The sequence below is a fragment of the Texas Phoenix palm phytoplasma genome (assembly GCF_005774685.2).
Lineage (GTDB): Bacteria > Bacillota_I > Bacilli_A > Acholeplasmatales > Acholeplasmataceae > Phytoplasma.
Map to the genome: position 1 here is coordinate 1 of NZ_VBRA02000007.1, position 20,285 is coordinate 20,285.

At 22.1% G+C, this 20,285-nt stretch carries 15 protein-coding genes and 1 pseudogene; all 16 read left to right on the top strand.

The features are described 5' to 3' along the window. Window positions 1-247, top strand: a pseudogene (locus FEF22_RS00730) (CCA tRNA nucleotidyltransferase); the annotation flags it as partial. Window positions 248-1,293: 1,046 nt separating this feature from the next. Then, entirely contained in the window at window positions 1,294-1,818 is a 525-nt protein-coding gene (gene rplM / locus FEF22_RS00735) for a 50S ribosomal protein L13 (protein WP_138107957.1), read from the top strand. Between the two features lie 16 nt (window positions 1,819-1,834). Then, complete coding sequence (rpsI, locus tag FEF22_RS00740; protein WP_210352268.1) at window positions 1,835-2,227, top strand: 30S ribosomal protein S9; 393 nt, start codon at window positions 1,835-1,837, stop codon at window positions 2,225-2,227. 175 nt (window positions 2,228-2,402) lie between these two features. Beyond that, window positions 2,403-3,758 (top strand): glutamate--tRNA ligase, encoded by a 1,356-nt coding sequence (gene gltX / locus FEF22_RS00745; protein WP_138107958.1) that lies wholly within the window; start codon window positions 2,403-2,405, stop codon window positions 3,756-3,758. A 114-nt stretch (window positions 3,759-3,872) separates the two neighbouring features. Beyond that, complete coding sequence (gene cysS, locus FEF22_RS00750) at window positions 3,873-5,216, top strand: cysteine--tRNA ligase (RefSeq protein ID WP_246833693.1); 1,344 nt, start codon at window positions 3,873-3,875, stop codon at window positions 5,214-5,216. A gap of 31 nt (window positions 5,217-5,247) precedes the next feature. Next, window positions 5,248-7,641: an HAD-IC family P-type ATPase gene (locus tag FEF22_RS00755; RefSeq protein ID WP_138107960.1), complete on the top strand. Its 2,394-nt coding sequence runs from the start codon at window positions 5,248-5,250 to the stop codon at window positions 7,639-7,641. 106 nt (window positions 7,642-7,747) lie between these two features. Beyond that, window positions 7,748-8,443: a 23S rRNA (guanosine(2251)-2'-O)-methyltransferase RlmB gene (gene rlmB / locus FEF22_RS00760; protein ID WP_138107961.1), complete on the top strand. Its 696-nt coding sequence runs from the start codon at window positions 7,748-7,750 to the stop codon at window positions 8,441-8,443. Between the two features lie 186 nt (window positions 8,444-8,629). Further along, window positions 8,630-8,776 carry a 50S ribosomal protein L33 gene (rpmG, locus tag FEF22_RS00765; RefSeq protein WP_138107962.1) on the top strand — a complete coding sequence of 49 codons (147 nt, stop codon included), beginning with the start codon at window positions 8,630-8,632 and terminating at the stop codon, window positions 8,774-8,776. Between the two features lie 23 nt (window positions 8,777-8,799). Continuing rightward, a complete protein-coding gene (locus FEF22_RS00770; RefSeq protein WP_138107963.1) occupies window positions 8,800-9,219 on the top strand; it encodes a hypothetical protein in 420 nt (139 codons plus the stop codon). Window positions 9,220-9,263: 44 nt separating this feature from the next. Then, a complete protein-coding gene (gene nusG, locus FEF22_RS00775) occupies window positions 9,264-9,875 on the top strand; it encodes a transcription termination/antitermination protein NusG (RefSeq protein WP_138107964.1) in 612 nt (203 codons plus the stop codon). Window positions 9,876-10,092: 217 nt separating this feature from the next. After that, the gene (gene rplK / locus FEF22_RS00780) at window positions 10,093-10,518 is read left to right on the top strand and encodes a 50S ribosomal protein L11 (protein ID WP_138107965.1); all 426 of its coding nucleotides are present in this window, start codon (window positions 10,093-10,095) and stop codon (window positions 10,516-10,518) included. A 118-nt stretch (window positions 10,519-10,636) separates the two neighbouring features. After that, window positions 10,637-11,326 carry a 50S ribosomal protein L1 gene (gene rplA, locus FEF22_RS00785; RefSeq protein ID WP_138107966.1) on the top strand — a complete coding sequence of 230 codons (690 nt, stop codon included), beginning with the start codon at window positions 10,637-10,639 and terminating at the stop codon, window positions 11,324-11,326. A 171-nt stretch (window positions 11,327-11,497) separates the two neighbouring features. Next, window positions 11,498-11,995, top strand: a complete 498-nt coding sequence (gene rplJ, locus FEF22_RS00790; protein WP_246833694.1) for a 50S ribosomal protein L10 — start codon at window positions 11,498-11,500, stop codon at window positions 11,993-11,995. 79 nt (window positions 11,996-12,074) lie between these two features. Next, complete coding sequence (gene rplL / locus FEF22_RS00795; RefSeq protein WP_138107968.1) at window positions 12,075-12,461, top strand: 50S ribosomal protein L7/L12; 387 nt, start codon at window positions 12,075-12,077, stop codon at window positions 12,459-12,461. A 159-nt stretch (window positions 12,462-12,620) separates the two neighbouring features. Further along, complete coding sequence (locus tag FEF22_RS00800) at window positions 12,621-16,343, top strand: DNA-directed RNA polymerase subunit beta (RefSeq protein ID WP_138107969.1); 3,723 nt, start codon at window positions 12,621-12,623, stop codon at window positions 16,341-16,343. 9 nt (window positions 16,344-16,352) lie between these two features. After that, on the top strand, window positions 16,353-20,279 hold the full coding sequence (locus tag FEF22_RS00805) for a DNA-directed RNA polymerase subunit beta' (protein WP_138107970.1): 3,927 nt from the start codon (window positions 16,353-16,355) through the stop codon (window positions 20,277-20,279). Window positions 20,280-20,285 lie beyond the last annotated feature (6 nt).

Sequence of the window (20,285 nt, forward strand, 5' to 3'; positions counted from 1 at the left end):
AGGAGGATTTGTTAGAGATTTTATTTTAAATTTGAAATTTTCTGATATTGATATAATAACTAATGCGAATATAAAAAAAATTAAAAAATTATTTAATTGTTTTTATATAAACGAAAAATATGGTTCTTTCAAAATTTTATTTGAAAAAAATATATTTGAAATTAACATTTTTAGAAAAGAAGATGGTTATTTAGATTATAGACATCCAACATCGGTAACAGGGCGTGAAATGATGCCTAATTATTAGTGATTTAACGTATCACGAACATAATGATAATGTGTTCCTTCATATTCTTGGCTTTTGAAACGAAAGAATGAAAAGTTACAGCAAAGAATAAAAGCGGATTGAGGAGAAATTCATATCCAATAAGATTACGCTAGAAGAATGACTCACATGGATAACCTTTATCGAAAAAGGCTAAATGCAATAAACGGGGTAATGATGCTACTGAACAGAAATGAATTGTGACTGTTCATCAAAGTTATTTGAAAAAATAAAAGTTACAATTTTCAAAATTATCAATGTTTTTAAAAAACATCATAGGTTAGTATTAACCTAACTTTGAACTTACCTTTACTTTATATATTATATAAATGAACTTACTCTTTCATGTTATATAGATGTAAGAATAAATTATAAAAAGGTCTGCATGCCTAAATGAGTCGCGTAAATAATTAGAGTAACTTCGATCTTCCTAAACTTCTCTTAGAGAAAAAAATTCTCTGAAAAAAAACACAGAATAGTCTGTGGAAGCAAGGAAAAAGCAGAATCATAGTAGTCGTGAGTAATACAAAGCTTCTTTTGGAAGAAAGAAGTGGACTGACTCACCAAGGCAAAGGGTAATAACCTTTACAAGGCGAAAGAGGAAAAAGAAGTTTTGAGAAAAAACTTGTTTAACCGCCGAATGCTTGGAAACTTGCTTGTTCGGTGGTGTGAGGGGCTTAGATTAATATCTAGTAAATAGAAAAACGGTCTAATTCTATCTCGATCCATCATTCGCTCCAAAAAAATATTAATTTTGTTTGACATTTTTTAATTATTTAAGTATACTAATTTTACATATTTATTAAAATTTTAATAATTTATATTGTTTTTTTATTTAATTTTTTTTATTATCTTTAGGGAAAATTTTTATTTTTTATTAAATTTAATTTATACTTATATTTAAATTTATTTTATTTATAAATTAAATTTAATAAAAATTTTTAAAATAAAGAATTTATTTTATTTTATTAATAAAAAAAATAAGTAAATTTTAATAAACTATCAAATGTTAAGGTATATTATTTCATATGAACAAAAAAGAATCAAAAATAATTTCATTAAAACAAAAAAGCAAAGAAAATAAAGAAAATAAAAAACAAAAAATAAATAATAATGATAAAAATAATAAAACTTTATCAATAAATGAAAAAAAAATAATCCGTAGATGGTTTTTAGTTGATGCAGAAAATAAAATTTTAGGCAGACTTTCAACTAAAGTAGCTTCTGTTTTGAAAGGTAAAAGTAAAACTGATTTTACTCATAATATCGATAATGGAGATTATGTAACAATTATAAATGCTAGTAAAATTGTTTTAACAGGTAAAAAATGGAAACAAAAAAAATATTATAGACATTCAGGTTTTCCAGGAGGACTTAAAAAAATAACAGCATTTGAATTAAAAAATAAATTCCCAAACAAAATAGTAGAAAGATCTATTTTTGGAATGTTACCTAAAACTAAATTAGGAGAAAAAATGCGTAAAAAATTATTTATTTACTCTGAAAAAAATCATAAACATGAATCTCAAAAGCCTATAATTATAGAGGTATAAAGAAATGAAAATGGAAATCAATAAAAATCAATTTTTAGGCACAGGAAGAAGAAAAAGTTCAATAGCAAGGGTTATTTTAAAATTAGGTTCTGGAAATATTACTATAAATAAAAGAAAATTTCAAGATTATATACCTTCGGAAGAAACTAGAACTGATACTATAAAACCTTTAAGATTAACTAAAAAAACAGATGAATATGATATTTTTGTAAATGTTTGTGGAGGTGGAATTACATCACAAGCAGGAGCTATTCGATTAGGAATTTCTAGATGTTTAATAAAAGCAAATCCAGATTTAAAAATTATTTTAAAAAAAGATAAATTATTAACTAGAGATTCTCGTTGTGTAGAACGTAAAAAATATGGTTTGAAAAAAGCTCGTCGTGCTCCACAATTTTCTAAACGTTAATTTGTTATTATCATATTACATCATATTACTTTAAAACATTTTAGAGAACCTACATTCTTTTTTTAAAAAAATATTAAAAAGATTGCAGGTTCTTTTTTATTTTTTTCAGCAAAAAAATATTTTTTTATTTTAATGTAAACATTTAATAAAATAAAATAAACTAAAAGAGGTATTTATGAATAAAATAAGAGTTCGTTATGCTCCAAGTCCTACTGGTTTTTTACATATAGGTAACGCGAGGACTGCTTTATTTAATTTTTTATTTGCTTGCCATTTTAAAGGCAATTTTATTATTAGAATAGAAGATACAGATTTAAAAAGAAATGTTGATAAAAGCGAACAAACACAATTACAACAATTAAAATGGTTAGGTTTAAAATGGTCAGAAGGACCTGATATTGGTGGTAATTTTGGACCTTATAGGCAATCCGAAAGAACAGAAATTTATCAAAAATATGCAAATTTTTTAATAGAAAAAAAATTAGCTTATAAAGAATATAAAGATCAAACACAAAAAAATAATTTTGTTATTCGTTTTAAAGTTCCTTCAAATACTAAATATGAATTTAATGATTTAATAAGAGGAAAATTATCTTTCCAGAGTAAAGATATAGAAGATTGGATCATAATTAAAGAAAATGGTTTCCCTACTTATAATTTTGCTGTAACAATAGATGATCACTTAATGGGTATTTCTCATGTTTTAAGAGGAGAAGAACATATAACTAATACTCCTAAACAAATAATGTTATACAAGTCTTTTGAATGGGATATACCTTTATTTGCGCATTTATCAATAATTTTAAATAAAAATAAAAAAAAATTAAGCAAAAGAGATAACAATGAAATGCAATTTATAGAAAAATATATTAGTTATGGTTATTTACCAGAAGCTGTATTTAACTATTTATGTCTTTTAGGTTTTTCTCCTTCTAATGATAAAACTATTCTATCAAAACAAGAATTAATCGATTTATTTAATATAAAAAAATTAATTAAATCTCCTGCTATATTTGATAATGAAAAATTAAATTTTATTAATTCACAATATTTAAAAAAAATGGATTCACAACAATTAGTAGAACAAACTCAATATTTTTTTAATAAAAATAAAATAAATAAAAACAAAGAATGGATAACAAATTTTATTTATTTATTTAAAAATAGATTAAATAATATTCAAGAAACTATAACTTTATATAATGATTTTTTTTCAAAACAAGAAAAATTAATTTTAAATTTAAATTCAGAAGAATTATCTTTTTTAAAAGAAAAAAATACTTTATATAATATAAAAGAATTATACAATATGATATTAAAAATAAAATCATTAGATGATTCTTCAATAGAAAAATTAATAAAAGAATTTAGCGAAAAAACAAAATTAAAAGGTAAAAATTTATTTCAAACTATCAGAATTTCTTGTTCAGGTAAAACACATGGTCCTGATTTATATATTTTTTTAAAACTATTAGGAAAAAGCCAAATAATTAAAAATATAGAAAAAATAATAAAATTAATAGAATTATAAATAATAAAATAATTTTTTAATTTTTATAATTAATTGTATAAAAAAATTGTATTTTATATTAAAATATAATTATATAGAATATTTTTTTTGAAAAAATATATCTTTAAAAAAGAATTGAGTTTATTTTATGTTATGTTAAAAATTTATAACTCTTTAACAAAGAAAAAAGAATATTTATTAACTTCAAATAAATCTAAACTAAATGTTTACCTATGTGGACCCACAGTATATAGTCATTTACACATAGGAAATATAAGATCTTTGATTTTTTTCAGTATGATGAAAAGATATTTGAAACTAATAGAAATTGAAACATATTTAGCAGTAAATATTACTGATATTGATGATAAAATTATTGAAATCGCAAAGAAAAAAAATAAATCTGAAAAAGAAATATCTTCAAAATATACTTTAGCTTTTTTAAAATTATTAAAAAAATTAGAAATAAAAAATATAAATGAAATTCCAATGGTAACAAATTATATTGAAAAAATTGTATCATTCATTGATATTTTAATTAAAAAAAAATACGCTTATACAACTGATAAAGGAATATATTTCAGAATTAATAAAATAAAAAACTATGGTATTCTAAGTGGACAAAATCTAAAAAAATTAAAAATAAATCAAAGAAAAAAAATTAATAATTTTCAAGAAAAAGAAAATTATAAAGATTTTATTTTATGGAAAAAAACAGATATAGGAATTAAATTTCCAAGCCCTTGGTTCATGGGAAGACCAGGTTGGCATACCGAATGCGTTGTAATGATAAAAGAAATTTTCAAAAATAACACTATAGATATACATGGGGGTGGAATTGATTTAAAATTTCCACATCACGAAAATGAACAAGCTCAATTTTTGGCTAGCGAAAATAAACCTTTAGCTAATTTTTTTATACATGTAGGACACGTAGAGTATGAAAACAAAAAAATGAGTAAATCTACAGGAAATATAATCTTAGTTAAAGATTTATTAAAAAAATTTGAAACAAACGTTTTAAAATTATTTTTTTTAAAATATCATTACTTACAACCAATAAATTTTAATGAACAATTAATCGAAAAAACGCAAAAAGAATATTCAAACTTATTAAAAATTTTAAACAAAAATAATTTTCAATTAAATTTAAATAAAATTAATGATTTTAAAATAATTCCTGATTATATTAATAAATTTCATGAAATTATGAAAAATGACTTTAATACTCCTAATTTAATAACTATAATAGAAGAAATTATAAAAGAATTAAACAAAAACAAGAATTTAAATATTTTAGCACAATTACAAAATACATTAATTTTTTTATTAAAAAATATAAATATAAAAATTATTTTAAAAAAAATAGATCCGCAAGATGAAAAATTATACAATTTATGGGAAAAAAATAAAAAAAATAAAAATTTTAAAGAAGCAGATTCTATTAGACAAATTTTATTAAAAAAAGAAATTATTTAAATTAGAAAAGTATGGTATATTCAATATTGTTATGATAAAAAATATAATAAAAAAAAAAGAAAAATCAAATATTAAAAAAGAAATTTGGTCAAATTTTGAAGGCTTATCAGAAGAAATTGTAAAAAAGAAAATAAAAGAAAAAAAAAACAATAAAAATATAATAGATAATAATAAAACTATAAAAGATATTATATTTAGTAATGTATTTACTTTTTTTAATTTATTATTATTTTTCATGACAATTATAATCTTAAATACTCATCATTATGAACAATTATTTTTTTTATTTATAAATGCTTTAAACCTAATCATAAACATTACTCAAGAAATAAAAGCAAAAATTACTTTAGATAAAATTTCTTTAATAACACATACTAATTCTAAAGTAATTAGAGAAAAAAAATTAATTTCTATTTCTTCGGAAAATATAATTAAAAACGATATTATCTTTTTAGACAATAATGAACAAATTATAGTTGATGCTAAGATTTTAAAAGGATTTTTAACAGTAGATGAATCGCTTTTAACAGGAGAATCCAAACCCATAATTAAAAAAAAAGGTGACTTTTTATATTCTGGAAGTTATGTAATAGATGGACAAGCTTGTGCACAAGTAAAAGCTGTAGCAAAAAATATGTATATTTCTAAATTATCTAAAACAGCAAAAAAATATAAAAAAATTAAAACGCCTTTAACTCAAAATTTTTCTTTTTTAGTTTTATTTATAACTTTTTTATTAGTTCCTATCGCTTTATTATTGTCTTTTTCATTCAAAAAAATTTCAAATGATAATTTTATTTTAAGTCTATGCGGTTTCATGTTAGGAACAATGCCTTCAGGACTTTTTCTTTTAACTAATGTGACTTTAGCTATAGGTTTTGTAAAATTAGCGAAAAAAAAAGCATATATTAAAGATCTTTTTGGAATAGAAATGTTAGCGCAAATAGATATTTTATGTTTAGACAAAACTGGAACTATTACAGATGGAAAAATGGAAGTAAAAGAAATTTTAAATTATCCAAATTACCCTATGAATAAACAATTATTATCTGATATTATAAATTCATTTAGTAATAATAATGCTACTCAAAACGCCTTAAAAGAAAAATTTTACATTAAAGAAAAAAATATTAAAAATAATAATAAAATTATAAAAGTGCAAAATTTTTCTAGTTTATTAAAATACAGTATGGTAGAATTTGATAAATTAGGTACTTTTGTCTTAGGTGCCCCTGATTTTATACTGAAAAAAAATTTTTATATTATTGAAAATGATGTAAATAATAAAACAAAAAAAGGATTTAGAGTTTTATTACTAGCACAAACAGATGAAAAAATAAATAAAATTAACAAAAATACTAATTATAAATTAATTTCTTTAATAATGTTAGAAGATGTAATTAAAAAAGATGCTCCTCAAACTATTAAATTTTTTAAACAAAATAATATAAAAATAAAAATTATTTCAGGCGATAATCCAGAAACTATCAACTTTATATTAAATCGAATAGGAATAAATGATTCCAAACAAAAAGTAATAAACTTAGCTAATTTATCAGAAGAAGAAATAAAGAAAATATCTATTAAAAATGATTTTTTTGGAAGAGCTACACCAGAACAAAAAAAAATAATAATTAATGAAATTAAAAAAAATAATCACAAAGTTGCTATGATAGGTGATGGTATTAATGATATTTTAGCTTTTAAAGAATCAGATTTATCGATAGCTATGGCTTCAGGAAATAAAACAGTTCAAAATGTTGCTAATTTGATATTAATAGATTCTAAATTCCATTCTTTAACTAAAGTAATAACAGAAGGAAAAAGAGTAATTAATAATTTAACAAAACTTTCCGTTTTATTTTTAGTTAAAACTATTTCTTCTTTTGTTTTAGCATCAATAACAATTATAAATAATACATTTTCAAAAATAATATTAACATATCCATTTAACCCTTTACAAATGAATTTAATAGATACTTTTTTTATTGGAATACCTTCATTTTTTTTAGCTTTAGAACCTAGTGAAAAAAAAATAAAAACCAATTTTCTAAAAATTATTTTTAAAAATTCACTACCTTTCGCAATTATGATAGGATTTAATTATTTTTATTTATTAAATTTTATTTTTGAAAAAAATTTTATACAAGAACAAATATCAATTATATTACACTTTATAACTGCTATTATTTTTCTATTTCTTTTGATAAAGAGCTCTATGCCTTTAAAAAAATTTAAATTATTTTTGATAATTTTAATGTTATTAGGGTTTGTAATTTTTGATTATTTTTTATTATTAAATAAAACTGATTTAGTTTCTTTAAAGCAAAATTTAATTCAAAATTATTCTTCATATATAAAAATTTCCATAATAAATATTATTTTTTTATTTTTTGTAACAAAAAAATTCAATATAAAAAAATAAATTTTAAACAAAAATTATTGTATATATTGTTATGCGAATAATACTTTTAAAATAAAAATATAAAAATAAATATACAAAATATAAAAATTATATTATAATGTAATTAATGATAATTTATGGAAAAAATATAATTAAAGAAGCAATAAAATCAAAAAGATTAATATATAATTTATTTATAGATGAAAAAATAAAAGATTTAAAATTTTTAAATTTTTTAAAAAAAAATAATATCAAATTTAAATTATTAAATAAACATCAATTAAATGAAAAAGTTAAAAATAATTCTCATCAAGGAGTTGTAGCAGAAGTTGAAGATTATTGTTATAAAAACTTAAAAAATTCATTGAATTATAATAAAATACAAAAATTTTTAATTTTAGATTCAATTCATGATCCTCAAAATTTCGGAGCTATTTTAAGAACTATCGAAGCAACAGACTTTAATGGAGTAATTATAGGAAAAAAAAATCAGGTTTTATTAAATGGAACAGTAGCGAAATCAGCGAGCGGAGCATTAGAATATGTAAATATTTTTCTAGTAAATAATTTATATACGACAATTTTAGAATTAAAAAAAAATCAATTTGTTATAATAGGTTCTGATTCTGATGCTAATATTGAATTAAATAAAATACCTTTAAATCGTTCTATAGCTATTATTTTAGGTAATGAAGGAAAAGGAATGCGTTATTTATTAAAAAAAAGTTGTGATTTTTTAATTAAAATACCTATGAAAGGTAAAATAAATTCTTTAAATGTAAGTGTTGCAGCTGCTATAATATTGTATTCAACGCAAAAATAAAAAATAATTTTAATTTATTTTTCATTAAATTAATGTTAAAATAAGGGTAATATAATGTTTTTATAATTATTAATATTATTATTTTATTAAAAAAATAATTTTTTTTTATAAAATTTAATTATTTTTTTTCTTTTTTTAATTGCAATTAATTATAAAGATTATAAAAAAGGAAAATTTTTATTAAATATGAAAAAGAAAAAAAATATTCTAATATGTAGTTGTTGTTTGAATCGTAATTATAAAATTAAAATTCATAACAGCAATAATCGTTTAATTTTAAAAAAATTTTGCCCTAAATGTAAAAAACATATTTTACATGAAGAAACAAAATAACAAATAAAATATAAGGAGTTTTTATGGTATTTAAAAATCCGGAAGAACAACAAAATCAATTATCCAATATATTATCCGATATTATTAAAAAAAAATATAGTTTTAACAATATTTTTATTTTTTTCTTATCTATTTTTTTAATGGGTTTGTCTAGAACTTTAAATCATGAATATACAAATTTAGAAGATTTTTGCTTTATTTTATTTATGTTTTCTTTTGTTATTTTTTTGTTTAATACTTTAATATTTATTTTAAATTCATTGGAAATTTTATTTTTAATAAAATGGCCTTCTTTTAGAAAAATTTTAATTAATTTAATACAAGTTTTTTGTTTTACTTTGATTTTTGTATTGATAATAGATTTATTTCAAAATTTTTATAATAACTATATTGATCCTTTCAAAGAAGCTAAAAAATTATTTTCAAATTTTAATATTATTTAATGTTTATCCAAAAAACAAAAAAATTAAAAATAAGGTTATTTTAAATGAAAAATAAAAAAAAAATAAATAATGAATTCGAAGAAAATCAAAAAATAACAAATTCAGAAGAAAATCAAAAACCAAAATGGTATATTATTCAAACTTATTCTGGATATGAAAATTCTGTTAAAGAAGACTTATTAAAATTAGCGAATAGCGGAGTAGGAGTTTCTAATTTAATATTCGAAGTTATTTGCCCAAAAGAAAAATATTTTAAATTTAAAGCAGATGGTTCCAAACAAGAAAAAGAAAAGAAAATGTTTTCTGGTTATATATTTATTAAAATGATTGTTACTGAACAATCTTGGTTTGTAGTGAGAAATATACCAAAAGTTACTGGTTTTTTAGGTTCTATTAAAGGAAGCGATGCAAAACCTGTTCCTTTAAGTGAAAAAGAAATTAACCCTATATTAATAAAAATGGGGATAATAACAAAACCTAATTATGAATATTTAATAAATAAAAAAGTAGAGATAACACATGGTTCTTTTGCGGGTCAAAAAGGTAAAGTGGCTTTTGTTGAACAATCCAAAGATAAAATTATAGTAGAAATAGATTTATTTGGTAGAAATACTCCTATTGAAATTTCTTTTGCTTGTTTTAAAGAAATTAATTAATGCCTAATTTATGTTAAAATTTTAAATTATTTTTTATATTTATTTTATATTTTAGGTGATAAATATGTTATAATTATCTCTTAGAGAATTATTTTTTTAGATTTTGATAATTTTTATTGTAAAAAATTATTTTCAATTTTTTAATTCAATTTTTAATATATATAAAAAATAAATTTCGTTATTTATAATATTTTTTTGAAAGAGGTTTTACAAAATAATGGCTAAAAAAATTATAAAAACTATTAAATTACAAATACCAGCTAAAAAAGCAAATCCAGCTCCTCCAGTAGGTCCAGCTTTAGGTCAAGCTCAGGTTAATATTCCATCTTTTTGTTCTCAATTTAACGAAGCTACAAAAGATCAAGAAGGATTTATAATACCTGTTATTATTTCAGTTTTTCAAGATAGAACTTTTTCTTTTGTAACTAAAACACCACCAGCTAGCGATCTTTTGAAAAAAATAGCAAAAATAGAAAAGGGTTCTGCTAATGCAAAAAAAAATAAAATAGGAACTTTAACAAAAAAACAAATAGAAGAAATAGCTAAAATAAAATTATCTGATTTAAACGCTTATTCTTTGGAAAATGCATGTAAAATCATAAAAGGTACTGCTCTTAATATGGGATTTACAATAGAAGAATAATTGAATATTTTATATTTTTATTTGTTTAAAATTAATTATATTCTTCTTAAGAAAGGATTTATTTTTTTCTATATTGAATTTTATATAGAAAAAAATATAAAAATAAAATAAATTATTTATGAAAAAAAGTAAAAAATATTTAGCAGCAAAAAAATTAATAGAATGTAATAAATTATATAATTTAAATGAAGCTTTAGAATTAGTCAAAAAAACTAAAATAGCTAATTTTGATGCTACAGTAGAGTGTAATTTTTGTCTTAAATTAGATCCTAAAAAAGTTGAACAAAATATAAGAAGTTCATTAATTTTACCTAATGGAAATGGTAAAAATTTAAAAATAGCTGTTTTAGCTAAGGGTTTACAACTAGAAAAAGCAAAAGAATTAAAAGTTTATTGTTCAGGAAATCAAGATTTAATAGATAAAATTTCTAAAAAAATTTTAGATTTTGATGTTTTAATTTGTACACCAGATTTAATGCCATCAATATCTAAATTAGGTCGTATTTTAGGACCAAAAGGTTTAATGCCTAATGCTAAATTAGGTACTGTAACAGAAAATATAGAACAAACAATAAAAGATATCAAAAAAGGAAGAATAGAATACAGAGTAGATAAATCAGGTAATGTTCATACTATTATAGGAAAAATTTCATTTCCAAAAGAAAAATTAGAAGAAAATTTAAAATTTTTATATTCACATTTAACATTAAATAAACCTAAAACCGTAAAAGGAGAATTTTTTAAATCTGTAACTATCTCAACTACAATGGCTCCTGGAATTAAAATAGATCACGTATCTATACAATAAAAATATTTAACAATTAAGTAAATAAAATATAATTAAACAAATCATTTTTTTAAAAAAATATATTTTTTATTTTTAAACAATTATTTTGTTTAAATATTTTTTAGTTGTTTAATTTGAAATATTCATTATATTTTATAAAATAAAATTAAAGAAAGAAATAATAACTAAATCATGTCAAATTCTATTATTAAAAAACAAGAAGAAGTAAATTTATTAGTTCAAGACATTAACAATTCAAAATCAATAGTTTTGTTCGAAAGTCAAGGATTAAAAGTAAGTAATATTACTGAATTAAGAACAAAAATAAGAGAATTCGATAGTAAAATTAAATTATATCCAAATAATATAATAAAAAGAGCTTTTAAAATTGCAAACAAAGAAGAAATTTCAGAATTAGCAAAATATTCTAAATCTTTATTAATAAATAATAAAAATTCAGTAGAACCTATTAAAATTTTGTATGATTTTACTAAAACTAATAAATTTTTGAAAATTATTGCAGGAATTTTTGAAGATAAATTTTATACAGAAAAAATGATTAAAGAAATAGCAAATTTACCATCAAAAGAAGTATTATTGGCAATGTTATCAACAAGTATGTTAATGCCTTTAAAAGAATTAGCAATATCATTAAATTTATTATTAAAAAGAGATAATTTCAAAAAATAAATAATTTTATTTATTGTTAATAATTGAAATTTTTTAATATAAAAAATATATAAATAAAAAAAAAAGAAGGATTTAAAAAATGTCTAAATTAAATAAAGAAAAATTTATAGAATCATTAAAAGGTATGACTTTACTAGAAATAAAAGAATTAGTAGATGGAATAAAAGAAGAATTTGGAATTGATCCTTCTAGCGTTTTATCAGCAACAAATCAAAAAGATTCAGAGACAAAAAATGAACAAGAAGAAAAAACAGAATTCCAAGTTATACTTAAAACTTTTGGTCAACCAAGCAATAAAATTGCAGTTATTAAAGCGGTTAGAGATATAACTAATTTAGGATTATCAGATTCTAAGAATTTAACTGAAACTCCTGATTCAATAATTAAAGAAAATATTAACAAACAAGAAGCTGAAAAAATAAAAAAACAATTAGAATTATTGGGCGCTACAGTAGAATTAAAATAATATTTTAAAAACCTAAGTTGAAATATATCTTAGGTTTTTATTATCTATTTGGTTTCAAAAATTTTTATTAATTTTTATTTTCTATTTATATTTATTTCAAAAAAAATTTAAAAAAAATAATAAAAAATAATTTCAAAAAATATTGGGAGCATTTTATAAATGATAAAATATCGTAACGTTAAATATGGTACTAAAGTAGAACGTCGTAATTATTCAAAAATTAATTTTGATGTTGATTTGCCAAATCTAATTAAAATACAAAAAGACTCTTTTGAATTATTTTTAAAAGAAGGAATTCGAGAATCTTTAAACGAAATTTCTCCTATAGAAAGTTATAATGGAGATTTAAAATTATATTTTAATGATTTTTTTTTAGCAAGTCCTAGATTAAATGTTAAAGAATCTAAAAAAAGAGATTTTAGTTATTGTTCAGAACTATTCGCGGAAGTAACATTAGAAAATGTATTAACAGAACAAGTTAAAAAAAGCCGCGTATTAATGACAGATTTACCTTTAATGACTCCTTCTGGTACTTTTGTTTTTAACGGAACAGAAAGAGTAGTAATAGCTCAAATAATACGTTCTTCAGGAATTTATTTTTCTGAAAAAATAGATATAAAAACAAATAAAATACGTTATGAAGCACAAATTATACCTACAAGAGGAGCTTGGATCGAATACGAACAAAGCAATAAAGATGTTCTTTATGCTAAATTAGATTGTTCTAAAAAAATTCCTTTAACTAAATTTATCCATGTTTTAGGCTTAAATAATCAAGAAGAAATAGAAAGAGTTTTTGGACAAAATTATCTTTTAAATTTAAGTTTTCAAAAAGACAATATTTCTAATACTAATGATTCCATAATGGAACTTTATTCAAAATTACACCAAGGAGAAAAAGTTTCAATTAATTCAGCTAAAGATTTTATAAGAACTAGATTATTTGATAGAAAAAAATATGATTTGTCTTCTGTAGGAAGATATAAAATAAACAAAAAATTAGATGTTTTAAACAGAATTGAAAATACTGTTTTAGCCCAAAATATAATAGAACCGACAACAAATAGAATTATTTTCAGTCGAAACACTTTCGTAACAAAATCTGTTATAGAACAATTAAAAAATTATCGTCATTGTTTTAGAGTAGAAACAATCAATAGCGAAATTACTTTAGAAAACGAAAATAATAAAAATCATATAAACATAATTTATAAAAAAAATAATTCTAATGATGAAATATATATAAAAAATAATATTTTTAATTTACAAACAGGAGAAATTGTAATACCTGCTGATACTTTGTTAGATGATAAAGCAATAAATATTTTAAAACAAAATCAAAATTTTATAAAAACAAAGATCCTGAAATTTCTTTTAAATTACAAAAAATATCAAAATCAAGAATCTATAAAAAATAAAAGCGTTTTAAATGAAGTATTAGAAGTTTATGCAGATGGAAAAAAAATCAAAATATTAGGAAATAATCAAGAAGAAAATAGAAAAAATATTACTTTATCAGATATTATAGCTAGTATTAGTTATTATTTAAACCTTTATGACAATGTTGGATATACAGATGATATAGATTATTTAGGAAACAGAAGATTAAGATTAATAGGCGAACTTTTAAAAAATCAATTTCGTATAGGGTTAACTCGTTCTGAAAAAAATATAAAAGATAGAATGTCTATCAGTAAATTTGATTCAACAACTGCTGGAGAATTAGTTAATTTTTCTTCGCTTTCGATGGTTATTAAAAACTTTTTCGGAAGTTCTCGTTTGTCTCATTTTATGGATCAAATCAATCCGTTAGCTGAATTAACACAAAAAAGAAGAATTTCAGCATTAGGAGCGGGAGGAATAGATCGTGATCGTGCAGGAATAGAAGTAAGAGATGTTCAAAACTCTTATTACGGAATGTTTTGTGCAATTGAAACTCCTGAAGGTCCATCTATAGGTTTAATTTCTTCTTTATCTACATATGCAAAAGTAGATCAATATGGTTTTCTAAAAACTCCTTTTTTAAGGGTAATACATTCAGGAGGATTAAGTCAAGTTTCTCAAGAATATGAATATTTAACTTCAATCCAAAGTGAAAACAAAATTATTGCATCAGCAGATTCTCTTTTAAAACTAGATGAAAATAATTTTTTATTAGAAAAAAAAATTATAGCTAGAAAAAACGGAGAAACAGGAGTTTATGACGTAACACAAATAGACTATATAGATGTTTCGCCAAAACAAATAGTTTCTGTAGCAACTTCTTCAATACCTTTTTTAGAACATAACGACGCATCTAGAGCTTTAATGGGTACTAATATGCAAAGACAAGCTTTACCGCTTTTGATACCTGAATCTCCAATAGTAGCAACTGGGATAGAATATAGAATAGCTAAAGATTCTGGTTGTTTAGTTATTGCTAAAGAAGATGGTTATGTGTCTTATGTTGACGCAACTAAAATAATTATTATTAACTATAGACAACAAGAAGAAGTTTACGAATTAATTAATTTTTTAAAATCTAATCAAAATAATTTAATTTTACAAAAACCTATAGTGCAAAAAAATGAATTTGTTAAAAAAGGAGATATTATAGCAGACGGACATGCTACTGAAAAAGGCGAATTAGCTTTAGGAAAAAATGTATTAGTAGCTTTTATGACATGGCATGGTTATAATTATGAAGATTCTATCGGTATTTCTGAAAGACTTGTACAAGAAGATGTTTATACTTCAATACATATAAATAAATATGAAATACATACAAGAGAATTAAAAAAAGGTTCAGGTAAAGAAGAAATAACAAGAGAAATTCCTAATGTAAGTGCTGATATGATAAAAAATTTAGATGAAAGAGGAATTATTATACCTGGTTCCGAAGTAAAAGAAGGAGATATTTTAGTAGGAAAAATTATACCACAAGGAGTTTTTGAGCCAACTCCTTATGAAAAATTAATTCAAACAATTATAGGTGAAAAAGCAAGAGACTATAAAGATGCTTCTTTAAGAGTTCCATTCGGAGAAGAAGGTATAGTGCAAAGTGTTGAATATTTTTCAGTAAAAAAAGGAGATGTTTTATCTAATCCTGGAATAAAAGAATGTATCAAAGTTTATATAGCTAAAAAAAGAAAAATAAAAGCAGGAGATAAAATAGCAGGAAGACACGGAAATAAAGGAGTTATTTCTCTAGTTCTTCCGAAAGAAGATTTACCATATTTGGCAGATGGCACTCCTATAGACATAATTTTAAATCCTTTAGGAGTTCCAAGTAGGATGAATATTGGACAAATATTAGAAATGCATTTAGGACTTGCTGCTAAAAAATTAAACATTAAAGTAGCAACTCCTGTTTTTGATGGAGTTAATAATGAAGATTTAAATTCTATTATGAAAGAAGCTAATTTGCCTTTAGATGGAAAAGTAACTTTATATGACGGAAGAACAGGAGAACCATATGATAATAAAATTTCTGTAGGAGTACTTTATATAAGTAAATTATCACATATGGTGGATGATAAACTACATGCTAGAAATGTAGGACCTTATACTTTAATAACAAATCAAGCTACTAGAGGACAAGGACAAAGCGGACCAGGAGGACAAAGAACTGGAGAAATGGAAGTTTGGGGATTATATGCTTTTGGAGCTGCTAATATATTACAAGAACTATTAACAATTAAAAGCGATGATATTATAGGAAGAAATAAAACTTACAATGCTATTGTAAATGGATTGTGTTTACCAAAACCTTCAATACCTGAAAGTTTTAGAGTATTTTCAAAAGAATTACAAGCTCTAGGATTACATGTAGAATTAATAAAATCCAACACTAAAGAAAATAAAGTTCATTTTTCTTTGGTTCAAAAAGGTAAGGAGCAATAATAATTAATCATGAATTTAAATCAAAAAATTGAAGATTTTTTTATTTCGAAAAATCAAATTGAAGAATTAAAATTAATTGGAATCAATTCTTTAAAAGATTTTAATTATTACAATTTAACAGACTTAAATTCTTTTTTAACAAAAAAAACTTTTTTTAAAATAATTCCTATTTTAAAAAAATATTTTTTGCCAAATTCTTTAGAAAATTTAGGTTTTGATCGAGAAATACAAACAATTTTAAAACAAAAAGGAATTACAGATAATTTTTCTTTTTTAAAAACGGAACCTAATATTTTATTTAATTTATTTAAAAATAATAATAATCATTATGAACAAATAAACACAATATTAAATTTGTATAATGATGACGATAAAAAATTAAACAGCAAAGAAAATAATTTCCAAAATAATAAAATTATGTCAGAAGAAAAAAAATACGATTCTAAAAAAGAATATGGTAGTCGTGAATACGATTATTTTAAAATTAGATTAGCTTCTCCAAATGAAATAAAACAGTGGTCCTATGGTGAAGTAGTTAATTATGAAACTATAAATTATAGAACAGCAAAACCAGAAATAGGAGGACTTTTTTGTCCTAGGATTTTCGGACCTACAAAAGACTTACAATGTTTTTGTACAAAAAAACAAACATTACAAAAAAATACAATCTGTCCAAAATGTGAAGTAGAATTAACAGAACAAAAAGTAAGAAGAGAAAGAATGGGTCATATTGAACTATGTTCTCCTATAGTACATAGTTGGTATGCAAATAGCTCTCCAAGTAGAATAGCTATTTTGTTAGGGATTAAGGCCAAAGAATTAACAGAAATAATTTACTACGCATCTTATATAGTAATGAATCCAGGAAGTACTAATTTAAAAAAGGACCAAATAATATCTGAATTAGAATATAGTTATTACTTAGAAAAATATGGAGATAATTTTAATGCTCTTACAGGAGCTGAAGCAATTAAAAAATTATTGAAAGATTTAGATTTAAATAAAACTATTAAAGAATTAAGAAATCTTTTAAACAACGTTTCAAAACAAAAGAGAATAAACGTAATTAGAAGACTAGAAATTATAGAATCATTTCATAAATCAGATAATAAACCTGAATGGATGGTAATGGATGTTATTCCTGTATTGCCTGCAGATTTAAGACCTATTGTTCCTTTAGATGGTGGACGTTTTGCCACTACTGACATTAATGATTTATACAGAAGAATTTTAAATCGTAATAATAGATTAAAAAAACAAATTAAGCAAAAAGCACCAAGATTAATAATTAAAAACGAAAAAAGAATGTTACAAGAAGCAGTAGATTCTTTATTCGATAATGTAAAAATGAATAAAAAAAATAATTCTAATTTAGAAAGAAATAGACCATTAAAATCTTTATCAGAAATGTTAAGAGGAAAACAAGGTCGTTTCCGACAAAATCTTTTAGGAAAAAGAGTAGATTATTCAGCTAGATCAGTTATTATTGTAGGACCAGAATTGAAAATACACGAATGTGGTATTCCAAAAGAAATGGCTGTTATTTTATTTAAACCTTTTATTTTGAATAAATTACAAAAAGTAAAAGGAATAGATAAAAAAAGTGCTATTCTATTATATGAAAAAATGAACGATTATGTTTGGACTGTATTAGAAGAAGTTGTTAAAGAACATCCTATTTTATTAAACAGAGCTCCAACTTTACATCGTTTAGGAATGCAATGTTTCAGCATTAAAGTAGTGCAAGGGAAATCAATAAAATTACATCCTTTAGTAACTCCAGCATTTAATGCAGATTTTGATGGAGATCAAATGGCTGTATATTTACCTCTTTCATTAGAAGCACAAGCAGAAGCTCGTTTATTAATGTTATCTTCAAATAATATTTTAGATCCTAAAAATGGTAATCCTGTTTTAACTCCTTCTCAAGATATGGTTTTAGGAAATTATTATTTAACTATAGAAGAAAAAAGAGACCGTACTTTAACAGGTTTTAACGCTGAAGAAAAAAATATAATTCATAAACAAAAACACAGAAATGAAGGAAAAATTTTTTCAGATTTAAAAGAAGCTGAATTGGCATTTTTTCACAAAGAAATTGCTTTACATACTAGAATATTAGTTCAACCAAAAAATATTAATTCTTATTTTACAGAAGAACAAAAAGAAAAATATTTAATTACTACATTAGGAAAATTAATTTTTAATCAAATTTTACCTTCAGATTTTCCTTATATACAAGAACCAACTGCTTTTAATTTAGAAAATAAAACACCAGATATTTATTTTATTTCTAAAGGAATTAATCCTAGAGAAAAATTAGATAAAGCAGAATATATTGAACCTTTTAAAAAGAAATTTCTTTCTATGATTATAACTCTTGTTTTTAAAAAAAATAATAACACAAAAACAGCAGAAATTTTAGATAATATTAAAGATTTAGGATTTAAATATTCAACAATGTCTGGAATAACTATTTCATACAGCGATATAAATATTTATTCTAAAAAAGAAGAATTATTAGAATTAGTAGAAAATAAAATTTTAGAAATAGACAAATGGTATGATTCTGGTCTTTTAACAAGTTCAGAAAAAAAAGGATTAATAATTCAAGAATGGAAAAATGTTAGAGATGAAATACAAGAAGGTTTGACAGTAGCTGAATTTTTCCTTTCAGTTCATGGAACTCGTAAAGTTTCTATAGATTTAGCATTAAAAACTGCTGAATCAGGTTATTTAACAAGAAGATTAGTTGATGTAGCGCAAGATAATATTATTACAAAAAATGATTGTTTTAGCGATAAATATTTTACAGTAGAAAAAATTAAAAGAGATGATAAAGAAATTATAAGTTTAGAACAACGTATTTTTGGTCGTTATTCTGCTGAAAATATATTCGATCCTATTACAAAAGATCTTATAATAGAAAAAAATCAATTAATAACTAGATCAATTAGTAAAAAAATTTGCGAATCTTTAATTACTAAAGTAAAAATAAGAAGCGTTTTAACTTGTAATTGTGAACATGGTATTTGTGTAAAATGTTACGGTTTAAATCTAGCTACTAATAAAGATGTAGAAATAGGAGAAGCGGTTGGAGTTATAGCAGCTCAATCTATTGGAGAACCAGGAACACAATTAACTATGAGAACTTTCCATACTGGAGGAGTTTTATCAGTTTCCGACATAACTCAAGGGTTACCTAGAATTCAAGAATTATTAGAAGCAAGAAAACCAAAAGGACAAGCAATAATAAGTGAATATGATGGAATTATAACTAAAATAAAAAATATTAACAGTAATTCATTTGAAATTTTTATTTCACCAGATACAGACGTAAAAAAAGAAATAAGTTATATTACTTATCCTAATACAGAAATTTTGGTAAAAGAAAATATGAATGTCAAATCAGGACAAAAATTAACTAATGGTTCTATTGATATAAAAGAATTATTAAGAACAAGTAATACACAAGAAACTCAAAAATATATTTTAGAAGAAGTTCAAAAAGTATATCAATCTCAAAGTGTAACAATAAGCGATAAACATATAGAAATAATTGTTAGACAAATGTTTAAACAAATAATGGTTATTTCTAGCGGAGATACTAATCTTTTACCAGGTTTAGAAATATCTGCGAAAGAATTTAAAAAAGCTAATGACAAAATGATCAGAAAAAATAAAAATCTAGCAGTAGGAAAACCTATTTTATTAGGTATTACTAGAGCTTCTTTAAAAAGTGATTCTTTTTTATCTGCTGCTTCATTCCAAGAAACTACTAAAATTTTAATAGATGCAGCTATAAAAGGTCAAAAAGATCCTTTATACGGATTAAAAGAAAATGTGATTGTAGGAGGTTTAATTCCTGCTGGAACAGGAATTTTAGATTCTATTCTTTTTAAATATCCTAAAAAAATAAAAAAAAATAAAATTTAATTTACA